The following is an 11,760-nucleotide window of genomic DNA, read 5'->3' as shown; positions in this document are numbered from 1 at the left end:
GGACTGTTGCGCTTGACTTGACTAGACGGGTTTCCAAGCCCGATCGCTGAATGGTCAGCGACGTCCGGAGACTATCTCGTCGGAGAAAAGCGCAACAAGGCGGCAAAGTGCCCAAATAGAAGATTCGGAGTTTGCCTACAAGGTCCTAAGGCGTCATCCGATATTTCGACACCTTAAGTAAACAAAACTAAACAATCAGGCAAAAAAGCCGCATATGAACGCGGCGTTTTAGTTTGACGTATAAGCCCAGGTGCGGTCGCACAGCCTCCAATCAGTACCGGCGCGATAATCAGGGCGGTCGTAAAATAGCTTGACTGTAAAACTTTTCTTGTGCGACAAGTGTCCACGTTTTATGGAATGTGGACAGTGGGGTTTTTAGAGTTCATGAAGAGTCAAGATATTTTGCTTCTTTTTAAAATGGCTAGTCTCCACGCGCAGGAGGAGAAGCTTTTTGGAAGCATGGAATCGGAGTCAACGGCTGATTTCGTTGAAGTGCTACTGGAGCCCAGTGTGAGCCCACCAATGGTGGCTGGCGATCCGGTGGGTCGCGCATTGGCTGCTCACATTCCTGATCCAGAAGACACAGTTTATCGCGTGCAGGAGCTTGATACTCCCATGGGTGATGCTGACAAGTGGGAGGGGTGGTCGGACGCGTTTCCGTCCCCCCCAGTGTCGAGCTGGATTGAAAGTTACTCCTTGCGCGCACTCTCGGCATCTCTTGGTCTGAGTAAAAGTGAGGTTTCGAACTCAATGGCGCGGTGTCGTGAGGCGGGGTTGCTCACCAATGACTACGAAACCTCTCTCCCGAAGGTGAACCGCCGAGAGCTCGTGAAAATCACGGAGCATGCCCTCAAATACTTTTACCCAGTAAAGCTAGGTGCAATTGTTCGCGGCATCCCCACCGGCTTTGCAGCGCCAGCGCTGTCCAAGAGCCTTAAAAGTGCTGGTGGGCTCATTCCAGTTTGGCCTGATCCTTTCGGGAGTGAGCGCGGTCAGGCAATTGAGCCGCTCTACAAAACCGTTCCAGACGCGGTGAAGAAGGATCGAACCCTTTATCATTATTTGGCGCTCGTTGATGCGATCCGCGTTGGCGGACCTAGAGAGTGCGCAGTAGCGGTCAACATACTCAAGGCGGGGATGGGGCTGAAATAAGATGGCATCAAATGCTGACCATAATTACGAGCTGATCGAGTATGTGGCTGAAGGTCTGGGCAAAGAATTTTTGGCTGAAGTTGCCTTTGTTGGTGGATGCACGACGGCAATGCTGGTGACCGACACCGCTGTCATGGATGACATCCGGTTTACTGATGATGTCGACTTGGTAATCGAATTGGCTGGTGTTAGTGCCTGGCAACGCCTCACAGAACGCCTGGCGGCCAAAAAATTCAAAATCACAGGGGAAGACGAGGTCAACTGTCGATTTCGTTTCAACGATGTCATCGTAGATGTGATGCCTTCGGATCCGGCTGTTCTCGGCTATGCGAACCGCTGGTTCGTGGAAGGGCTCGCTCAAGCTGTGAAGTTCGCGCTACCCAGTGGTCTAGAGATACAGATCTTCAAGTCGACTTACTTTCTTGCTACGAAGTTGGAAGCCTTCAGCGGGCGCGGGGAAGGCGATCCTTATCACAAGGATGTCGAGGACATCGTTATCTTGATTGATGGGCGCCCGGAGCTACTGGAGGAAGTTCGGCAGGCGGAAACCGAATTGATGCAGTTCATTGTCAAAGGGGTTGGTGAGCTGTCTAGGCTCAGCGGCATCGACTATGCGATTCAAAGCTCAGGCTCGGTTCGGGCAAACCCCGCTCGCGGCATGCTCATCCATCAGCGTATGAAGGATCTGAGCCTGCTCGCATGAGATACGAAATCAGATCGGTAAAAGGGCGAGCCCGAGAAGCCAACCATGATTGTGCTGGCGCGGTATTCGATGGCGTCAGGGGGTTGTTTGTTGTCGTGGATGGCACATCGAAGCTCGGTAGCGGCCAGTTGGCCCATGGATTTGTGCAAGCAGTGATGGATGCCTGTCAGACCCGTATTAGCCAAGGCGCTGAAGACACTACTCATAGTGGCGTCCAGCAGCTGCTACGGTCTGTACTTACAGATTTACACGCTCCACTGTTTGCTAAGCACACCGGTACAACAAGCTACTTGGTTGGTGTTGCTTCTCATGGGCAGCTCACCCTTGCATATGAGGGCGACTGTTCATGTGGCTTTGTCAGCGCGGAGGGTGGAATCGAGTGGTTTACACCACCGCATTGCAAGGCGAACTGGAGGCGTTACCGATCACATCGGGAACTTGCGCCTGATCCGGCCCGCAATCTGATCACCCGTTGTTTTAGAGCCAACCGTTCCCCGGATCCAGATTTTGTTTTCCGTTCAATGGCTGCAGGCGAGCGTCTGGTGTTCGCAACGGATGGCTTTTGGGCGGAGCTGACCGATGCTCGACAGGATGACGTGCTTGCAACTCCTGCCATTGAAGTCACCGATGTAGACGATGATGTGACTTGGATTGATGTGAAGCTGTAAAACATTGCGAGTTGGCCGGTTTTTTCATTGATGGCGCGCCACTTGCGTATGAAGTGGGTCGAAGGGCTTGAAATGGGGCCGAAGTCATTCCAACTGAAGAGTTCCAGTCGCTCCCACCGACCAGACACGAAAAAGCCGCGTAAGAACGCGGCTTTCTTGTTTGGTGGGCCCACACGGACTTGAACCGTGGACCAAAGGATTATGAGTAACTAGGTTTTTTGTTTCTCGGTGTTCCGTGGATTTTCTGATTTATCTCTGTATTAACCATTTTAGAGCTGTTTGTGCGGCTTGTTTGTTTTTCTACGTTTCATCAAATATGCTGACTTTGCATGAAATACGGGGAATGAACGGGGAAAGGAGGAGGGATGGCTAAGCGCGCACGTCTGACTGAGATGGAAGCCTACGCAGTAAAAACCCGGCTATCTGAGCCGGTTGGATCGCGTGGAAAAGGCACTTTGTTGCTGGAGAGAAAAGCGTCCGGCGCCATCCTGGCTTTTTATCGAGAGCGCACGTTGGATAGCGATAAGCGCCTGCCCCTTGGCATCCTTGCCAGGAAACCTAACCCAGGTACGGATGAGCGCACCCTAAATGATATTCGCGCTGAAGCTTTGCGGGCTTCTACTCAAGTCGGTGCTGCTGGCGGACTGGTTAAATACCAAGAGTTGCTGGCGGAGAGGGGCGCGATCGCTGAGGCTGAAAGGATCGCTCGTAAGCTGCAGGCCGAAGTCGAGGCCAGGCGTGGTACGTTCGGGGAGCTTATGGATGCCTATGTCGAAAGTCTGGAGCGCGCGGCTAAGGTGAGCGCGAAGGAGGTAAAGCAGGCTTTTCAGTTGCATGTCAAAGGCTCACACCCCGAGTTGTCCGCCCGAATAGCTGCTGAGATTGAGCCGGAGGATATGCAGTTTGTTTTGGCCTGTGTGTTGAATCGCAAGCCCAAGGGGCGGGGTAGAGGAAACAAGGCCGCTGCCAGTGCATCCAATGGAATGCGTACTACTGCCGACAAGCTACGTCGATACCTGCGTGCGGCATTCAGTCACGCGGCCAAGGCCCATTTATCAGCTGAGCGTCTGGCGAACGACGGGAAAGACTTCTCTATCCGCGCCAACCCTGTTCGAGATATTCCTGTTATCGAGGGCGCCGGAGGCGGAGATACTGAGTCTCTGAGTCCCGCTACGCTCGGCGAGCTATTGCGCTATCTGGATACCTTGCCAGAGCGAAACGCCGCAATCGCTAATGCGCTTATTTACTTCGGTGGACAGCGACTGCGCCAACTTTGCGCCGTCCCTTGGGATTGTGTTACCGACGAAACTATTGGCCTGCTGGATGCTAAGGGGCAGAAGTCCAAGGCATGGGCCCACCTGCTACCGATCACTCCGCGCATCAAGGAGATCATTGCGCCGCTGCTGGCGGATCGTATCGGACCAGGGCCGTTTGCCCTGACTGACGGCAAACTGGTGCATCCTGACACCTTGTCCGATTGGTTTTCTACAGCTGGCCGGACGTTAGCCGCTGACGGCAAAGCAAGCCAGGCGTTTTCCTGGAAGCATGTTCGAGTGACTACTGAAACCTTGCTGGCGGCGACAGGGATCACCAAGGAGATTAGGGCATGGCTGCTGTCGCATGGGCGCAGTGGTGTTCAGGACAAACACTATGACCGTTATTCCTATTTGCCGGAAAAACGAACAGCCTTAGAACATTGGGGGCGCTATCTGGACAAGCTGAAGAATGGAGAGGGTGCTGAAACCGAAAATATCGTGTTGCTGGTGAAACGAAAATTGTAAGTGAATGTTTCTTGGTCGGGGGTATTGTCTAAAACCTGTTGGTATTCAATGGAACATAGTGGAAAGGGTTGGCCTGAAATTTCGGCATTGGAACGGAGGCGATTTTATCCAGTACCTTTTCAAAAGACCCCCTGAATGCTGAAAAACGCACTTGCGCGTTAGTGCAACGCCCTTTAACAATGGGTGCCACTGGCTAGGCTTACATGGCTGCTGTAAGCACCTTGGTGGGGTTCAGTCACACTGCGGTGCAACGACTCAGCCTGAAGTAGGCAGGGTGCCTATATTGAAAACCCCAGTGCGCCAACACTGGGGTTTCAATCGGGAAGGTGCGTTAACACCTCTGCATACAGTCAAGCCAGTACACAACCCCGAGGGGGATGAAGCGTTTAGACGGGCTTCAATGTCAATAACAAACGTTATTGACGGAACACAGTATTAAGCCAGCTTCAATCTGCGTCAATTGCAGATTTGCATAAACTGATCAGCGACTCGTTCGCCGGTATTTTAGGCTTGATGGTGTCCCCTCGGTTTTTCAACTTCAGTTGGAGAACCATCACATGACTCAAATCGCCAACCGCAACACCTATACACCGAACCTGCCTATCCCTGGTGCGCGTGGCACTGCTGCGCAATTCTGCACCAAATACCAAATCAGCCGTACCACCTTCTGGCGCTGGTCGAAGGAACCGGGCTTTCCTGCGCCCATGCGTTTTGGCCGCTTGGTTCGCTGGGATGCCGAAGCCGTCGATGTCTTCCTGACTCAAGCGGAGGCATAAGCCATGACGAACTGCCAACCCTGCAAAGCCGCGGGGACGCCGAAGGCTTGCCCGAAAATGGCCTACCACTACCTGTTCAACATTGCGCCGATTGGAGCGGAGTTTGTGCTACAGATCGCCTTGGGGGTACTGCTATGGGCAGCGTGATCCTGTTTCGTGACGCCTTGCAAACCGTCTATGGGCCACTTGATTGGCTACCGATACCAGACGGCGCCATCCACCGTTTTCACGTGCCAGGCGACAATCCAGGTACCCGGAACGGCTGGTATGTGCTGTTTCTGGATGACATCGCCAGCGGCGTGTTCGGGAGTTGGAAAGCGGGAGGCTCGCAGACCTGGAGTAGCCGCAAGCCAGCCGATCATTTGGAGGCTCAGTTAGTCGCCCAGCGCATCGAGCAGGCCCGACGTCAGCGGGAAGCTGATCAGCACCAGCGCCAGCAGGTTGCCGCCGAATATGCCAACCGACTGTGGAGCAACGCCCGCAGCGCCGATCCCGAGCACCCCTATCTAGTGGAAAAAGGGGTGCATTCTTATGCCCTGCGTCAGGCCGGTGACGTGTTGCTGGTGCCGCTGAATCGTGACGACCGGCTGGTGAACCTGCAACGCATCTACCCGAACGGCGCCAAGCGCTTCTTGCGTGGAGGCATGGTCAAGAGTTGCTGCTCACTTATCGGCACGATTCAGCCTGGCCAGCCGCTCTACATCTGCGAAGGCTGGGCAACTGGCGCAACGCTCCACGCCGAAACCGGCGCCACCGTGGCCTGCGCCATGAATGCCGGCAACCTGCTGGAAGTCGGCCAGCACCTCCAGCACCAGCACCCAGACGCCGTGTTAATCGTAGCCGGCGACGACGACCGCATGACCGAAGGCAACCCCGGACGTACTTACGCCATCAAGGCAGCCGCTGCGCTTGGCTGTCGCATGGTCTTTCCACCCTGGTGCGGCAGTGAGCCGCTGACCCTTTCTGACTTCAATGACCTGCGCCAATGGCAGGAGGCCGACCAATGACCCTGACGGATGAAAGTGATCTGGCTTTCGATTTTTCAGAGGGAGCCGGGGGAACCGAAGGAACCGCCAGAAATGACGGGGCTTCCAGCGGTTCCCTCAGCGAAAAGGCAGAGGGAGCCAAGGGAACCGCACTGGTGCCCGAGGCCAAGCACCCGGAGATCGAGCGCCCCACCTTTCGCGTCTATGACCGTCCAGCCAAGTCCCTGTGCGGCACCTACTCGGCAGGCGTGTGGTGGCATGGCGTCAAGGAGGAAAAGGGCAAGCCGGTAAACTATGACAAGCGCGTCTGTTCGCCGCTGCATGTCGAGGCTGTCACCTCAAGCGACGGGGGCGACTTCGGGCGCCTGCTGCGTTTTCGCAACACCCTGGGCGACTGGCGCGAATGGGCCATGCCCATGCAATTGCTCAAGGGCAGTGGCGAGGATATGCGCGGCGAGTTGCTGAACATGGGTGTGGAAATCGGCCCCGACGCTTTCAAGCTGCTGAACCATTACATTCAGGGTCAGCACCCCAAACGCCAAGTCATTGCAGCCACCGCCACCGGCTGGCATTCGCCTGCCCTGTTCATAATGCCCCGGCAGAACATCGGCAAGGGCGAGGCCATCTATCAGAGCGAGGCGGCGAACTTCGACGACTTCCGCCAGGCCGGCACCCTAGGGGGCTGGCAAACCGAGATCGGCACACGCTGTGCCGGTAATCCGCTGCTGATGTTGGCTGTCTGCGTGGCCTTGGCCGGGACGTTGCTGTATCACTTGCAGCGCCAGGGTGGCGGCTTCCATATCGTCGGGGACAGCTCCACCGGCAAGAGCAGCGCCATTCAGGCCGCCGCCTCGGTCTGGGGCCATGGCGAACAGTTTAAGCGGACCTGGCGCGCCACCGGCAACGGCCTGGAGGGGATCGCCGCCCAGCGCAATGACACACTGCTGGCCCTGGACGAGATAGGCGAGGCCGACCCGCGTGAAATTGGCGCAGTGGTTTACTCCCTGGCCAACGGCACCGGCAAGGCCAGAGCCGGGCGTACCGGAGCCGCACGGGCGACCCGGCGTTGGCGGGTAATGCTGTTTTCGTCCGGCGAGTTGGGACTGTCCGCGCACATGGCCGAGGGCGGAAAGCGCAGCCGGGCCGGGCAGGAAATCCGCCTGTTGGACATACCGGCTCGCCGCACTTTTGGTGCCTGGGATGAGCTGCACGAGCTGCCGGGTGGCCGGGAATTTTCCGACGCCATTCAGCGCGCCAGCGTGACCCATTACGGGCACATCGGCCCGGCCTTTATCCACAAACTGCTGGAGTGCGGCGAGGCCGACGATCTGCCCGCAGTGCTCGCCAAGCTTTGCGAGTCATACCCCAGCGGCAGTGGTCAGGAAAGCCGCGCGGCTGAGCGGTTTGCCATTGTCGCTATGGCGGGAGAGCTGGCCATTGAGTGGGGTTTGCTGCCGGTCCCCGCTGGCGCTGCCCGCGACGCCATGCTGATGCTGTTTGATGCTTGGCGAAGCAGCCGGGGGCAAGGCCAGGGCGAGGACGCGACGATCCGAGCCAGCTTGTGCGACTTCATCTCTCGCCACGGCGATGCGCTGTTCTCTGAGCTGGGCGGGGACGCCATAGTCAGAGATCGCGCCGGCTGGTGGAAAAATGAGGGGGAGCGCCGCGTCTGGCTGTTTACCCCCGAAGGGCTGCGCCGAGCGGTGCCTGGCTTCGACGTGACGCGCATCCTGGACGCCGTGGACGCTGCCGGGTGGATCACCGAACACAACGCCGGCAAGCGTGCCAAACGGGTAAAGGTGGATGGGCGCAATCCATCGCTGTATCACCTCGCACCACTGGAGGTGTGACATGGGTCGGCTCTTGGACTTAGCCAACCGCTTGGCCGGGGCAGCAGTTCCCTCGGTTCCCTCACTGAAATTTCAAAGGGAACGGCTACAACCCGCGCCAGTACTGGAGGTTCCCCCGGTTCCCTCGGCTCCCCCAGAAAAACACAAAGTCGAGAAGCCAGTGCAACCCGGCGCGAACGACCATCCAGCTCAGGGGCCATACAAAGTAGAGGCCAGTCGATGGCTTGTTCATGTTGCTCGCCTGCTGGAATGCTCGCCGGGATATCTGTTGGAGCTGGAGTTTCTGACTGCGGATGACCTGGCCGAGCAGTGCCGCACACACCCACGTTTTGCCGCCTGCCTGATTCGCAGTCATCCGGCATGGTCGCCACCAGTGCCAATGGCTGACCCAACAATCGAGCAGCGCGACGCAGGGGAGCCGAAGCACATCTACCACAGCGCCGCCACGGCATCGCCTGAATGGCGCGAGGCCCGTGACCAGTACCACTGCCACCTGTTCGGCTGTCGCGCCTGCTTTGCGCCGGCAGACCGTTACTGTGTAACAGGTGTCGAGTTGCGCCAGCGGTATAACCAGACGCCAATGGAGCCAAGACCATGACCCAGAACATCGTAATCTCCCTGGCCACTATCGCATCAAGCCAGGCACCTACTACCTGATTTGTTCATAAAGTGTTCGGGCCGAAGCTGCCGCCACAACTGTGCGCAAAGTGAGGGGAGCTGTTAGCGCAGTCGACTGGCACCGGGCAGGCCTTGGGGAAATGCAAAAGGTACTCCCAAGACCCCACCTCCATTGCGAGTAAAACGTGGCCTAATGCTGGACTACATACGACTCGGCCTGGACTGGTGGTGGCTGTTTAGTTGTCCGGCACCAAGGCGCGCCTATCGGGCGCTTGGGCGGATCGAAGGGCCACCTTGGGCAGGGGGCGTTGATTTGCTCTTGATGTCGAAAGCATCAAGAATTTGCCTTCCCCCTCTAATCGCGTTGAGTACGTTTTGACGGGCAGAGAACGGCCAAAAGCGGGCCTACGCTGACGGCCCCCAAGAGGCTAAGTGGCGACACTGGTAGTATAGTGGCGCTTTGGCATAATCATCTGAAAGTAGACAATGAGGCTGTACGATGGAACGTAGTGAAATCAGAGAGTCGAGAAAACTCGCCTTGCTCAAGAAAGTCCGTGAGCACGACTATGGAAAGTACTTGTATAAAGCAAGTATCCAGCGGATTAGAGGGTTTGCCGGTGAGGACATTACTTTTGAATTTCCAGTTACGGCACTCATCGGGCCTAACGGTAGCGGAAAGTCTTCCGTTTTAGGTGTCGCAGGTTGTGCATACAAACCCATCAAGCCTGGATATTTTTTTCCTAAAAGCGCCGTTGGTGATGAGTCTATGTCTGGATGGCGAGTCGAGTATGAACTCGTAGACAAAGCACTCAACCCCCGCCAACTGGTCAAAAGAAGCAGCAATTTCAGACAAGCGAAATGGGTTCGGGGGGAAGTAGCGGACCGAGTTGTTCTTTTCTTCGGAATTGAGCGCACCGTACCTGCGGGAGAAAAAACCCGGTTCAAAAAGCTGACTAAGTCGTCTTATGTACACCAGGGTGCACTTTTGTCTCTTGACGCGGAAGTCGCGACTCAAGTCGAACACGTTCTTGGAAAAGCCGTAACTGAATTTCGTGTTACCGATGTGGGCCAAGACGAACTGTTCTTAATCGGAAAAAATGGCGACCAGCAGTACTCGGAGTTTCATTTTGGAGCTGGTGAGTCCTCCATCATCAGAATGATCAGTGAGATCGAGCAAGCTCCCCCAAATTCCCTCATCATCATTGAGGAAATTGAGAACGGTCTCCATCCAATCGCTACACGCCGCATGGTCGAGTACCTCATTGATGTTGCTGAGCGGAAATCCGTGCAAACAGTGTTCACAACGCACAGTGACTATGCTCTTTCCCCTTTGCCTAATGAGGCAATCTGGGCGTGCATCTCAGGCAAGCTTAAGCAGGGAAAACTATCGGTTCAGGCTTTGAGAGCTGTATCAGGCCGTGTTGATAGAAAGCTCGCCGTTTTTGTTGAGGATGATTTTGCAAAAAACTGGGTCGAGGCGATCCTTCGAGAAAAGCTTGGCGCTGAATTTGAGCAAGTGGAAATTCATGCGGTTGCTGGGGACGGTACAGCCGTCAGTACGCACAGAAGCCATGTCCGTAACCCTGCAATTTCTTTCAAGTCACTTTGCATTATCGATGGCGACTCTGAGCAGCAAGGTGATGACGACCCCGAAAGTGGCATTATCCGGCTACCTGGCGATCAACCTGAGATAAGTGTTTACGACGATATTTTGTCTAACATCGAACGAGATATCGCGGTCTTGACAGTATCCTGCCAGCGCCCTCCGGAAGCGCAAGCGGAAGTCAGATCAGCCATGGAAGAGATTGTGAGAACCAATAGAGACCCACACTTACTCTACGTCCAATTGGGACTGAAAATTGGCTTCGTATCTGAAGTGATTGTCCGAGGGGCGTTCTTCGCCCTTTGGGTGAGAAATAATCCTGATTTTTGCAACGCGTTAGCGACACGAATCCATGCGCTAGTTCAAGAGCCGGAAGCCGCATAACACCTCTTTTAAACTTTGATTAAAAGCCCACCCGTACCACGCCGCCCATGATGGCGGCGTGTGTATTTCTGGCGGCCGAACAGCGCGCCATTAGACGTCTTGAACGACCGTTTTTGCATTGGTGGAGGCGCTGAAATATAGAAGCTGAGAGCTCGGCATTCGATGCGCGGCAACGTCTGTTATGGGTCGCTTTCTGCCTGTCGCGAAGGACTGAAAACAACCCATAGCTGCCCGTCAGGACCATTCTATGGTGTGGGCAATCCCCGTTCATGGGCTACACGGCTGACCGGAACCAAAGCCAGGGCGCAGTTCAAAATCGGATGACCCGTGCCAAGATGATCGTTGCACCCAAGTAACCGGAAGCGCTTATGGCCCGTTATTTGGCTTACCCGTTGTCATTCAAGTCGCGGCGTTGAAGACCACCACATAAGCCAGGTATATGGTCAATCTCCCAATGCCGTCTCACTGCGGCGACTGCCTGCGTCCGGTTACGAACGCGTAGCTTGTACATGACATTCGTCATGTAATGTTTGATGGTCTTCTCGCAGAGCTCAAGCTTGATAGCAACCTCGCGGTTAGTCAGCCCCTTCGATACCTCCCGGATAACTTGCTCTTCGCGATGGGTCAGCTCGACCTTTTGCTTATCACCCGCGTGCTTTCTGACATCGCTTAACAGCTTGCTGGCAAGCTTGGGTGTAATGAAGGTTTCACCACCGGCAACAATTCTGATGGCTTGTACAAGCTCACGACCGCTTATGCCTTTCAACATATATCCCTGCGCGCCCGCTTCGAGGGCGAAATAGACGTCCTCGATGGAGTCAGATACCGTCAGCATCAAAACTTTAACTGCCGGCGAAGAAGTTGAGATCGCTCGCACGGCAGCAAAGCTATCTCCCGGCATATTTATATCCATCAGCAAAACATCCGGAGCAAAACGAGCGGCAATTTCCAGGGCATCCTCGGCAGATCGGCCCTGCTCGACCATCTGAAAGTCAGCTATTTTCTTCAGCGCCATTGTGATCCCATCTCTTAACAGCTGGTGATCATCAACGATGCCAATCTTGATCATGGAACTCATAAGTACTCCTCATAAGAGGCGATGGAGCTGCATGTTGGTGTCGGGCGTTTCATTTTTCACCCCTCGCGTCATGCCCCGTCGTCTCTATAGTCGGACGACAGCTGTTGCGGGTACCAGGGGGGGGGTGCAACTAATGGGCCATTACCCTGGGGCGGAAAAAT

Annotated in this window: 11 protein-coding genes; 10 read left to right on the top strand and 1 reads right to left on the bottom strand. The window is 55.6% G+C overall.

The genetic code is table 11. From position 1 onward, the window contains the following. The first annotated feature begins 357 nt into the window (after positions 1–357). From AC1D1M_RS30245 to AC1D1M_RS30200, 10 genes are all read left to right on the top strand, one after another. On the top strand, positions 358–1,152 hold the full coding sequence (locus AC1D1M_RS30245) for a MarR family transcriptional regulator (protein ID WP_477778518.1): 795 nt from the start codon (positions 358–360) through the stop codon (positions 1,150–1,152). Between the two features lies 1 nt (position 1,153). Further along, positions 1,154–1,855: a hypothetical protein gene (locus AC1D1M_RS30240; protein WP_423505337.1), complete on the top strand. Its 702-nt coding sequence runs from the start codon at positions 1,154–1,156 to the stop codon at positions 1,853–1,855. Continuing rightward, positions 1,852–2,523, top strand: a complete 672-nt coding sequence (locus tag AC1D1M_RS30235; RefSeq protein WP_477778516.1) for a serine/threonine protein phosphatase — start codon at positions 1,852–1,854, stop codon at positions 2,521–2,523. The genes AC1D1M_RS30240 and AC1D1M_RS30235 overlap by 4 nt, the downstream gene beginning before the upstream one ends. Positions 2,524–2,888: 365 nt before the next feature. After that, positions 2,889–4,304, top strand: coding sequence for an integrase (locus AC1D1M_RS30230; RefSeq protein WP_477778515.1), 1,416 nt, complete (start codon positions 2,889–2,891; stop codon positions 4,302–4,304). Between the two features lie 557 nt (positions 4,305–4,861). After that, positions 4,862–5,080 (top strand): helix-turn-helix transcriptional regulator, encoded by a 219-nt coding sequence (locus AC1D1M_RS30225; protein ID WP_223502314.1) that lies wholly within the window; start codon positions 4,862–4,864, stop codon positions 5,078–5,080. Positions 5,081–5,083: 3 nt separating this feature from the next. After that, on the top strand, positions 5,084–5,227 hold the full coding sequence (locus AC1D1M_RS30220; protein ID WP_477778514.1) for a hypothetical protein: 144 nt from the start codon (positions 5,084–5,086) through the stop codon (positions 5,225–5,227). Continuing rightward, the gene (locus AC1D1M_RS30215; RefSeq protein WP_477778513.1) at positions 5,215–6,087 is read left to right on the top strand and encodes a toprim domain-containing protein; all 873 of its coding nucleotides are present in this window, start codon (positions 5,215–5,217) and stop codon (positions 6,085–6,087) included. Before AC1D1M_RS30220 ends, AC1D1M_RS30215 begins: the two co-directional genes overlap by 13 nt. After that, positions 6,084–7,916 (top strand): DUF927 domain-containing protein, encoded by a 1,833-nt coding sequence (locus tag AC1D1M_RS30210; protein WP_477778512.1) that lies wholly within the window; start codon positions 6,084–6,086, stop codon positions 7,914–7,916. The genes AC1D1M_RS30215 and AC1D1M_RS30210 overlap by 4 nt, the downstream gene beginning before the upstream one ends. A gap of 268 nt (positions 7,917–8,184) precedes the next feature. Continuing rightward, positions 8,185–8,514: a hypothetical protein gene (locus AC1D1M_RS30205; protein ID WP_477778511.1), complete on the top strand. Its 330-nt coding sequence runs from the start codon at positions 8,185–8,187 to the stop codon at positions 8,512–8,514. 519 nt (positions 8,515–9,033) lie between these two features. Further along, the gene (locus AC1D1M_RS30200; RefSeq protein WP_223502323.1) at positions 9,034–10,521 is read left to right on the top strand and encodes an ATP-dependent nuclease; all 1,488 of its coding nucleotides are present in this window, start codon (positions 9,034–9,036) and stop codon (positions 10,519–10,521) included. A 385-nt stretch (positions 10,522–10,906) separates the two neighbouring features. Here AC1D1M_RS30200 and AC1D1M_RS30195 read toward each other — a convergent pair whose 3' ends face one another. Beyond that, positions 10,907–11,599, bottom strand: a complete 693-nt coding sequence (locus AC1D1M_RS30195) for a response regulator (RefSeq protein WP_477778510.1) — start codon at positions 11,597–11,599, stop codon at positions 10,907–10,909. Positions 11,600–11,760 lie beyond the last annotated feature (161 nt).

This window comes from Pseudomonas sp. P1_F7, from assembly GCF_056405655.1.
This window is presented reverse-complemented; position numbering and strand designations above follow the sequence as displayed.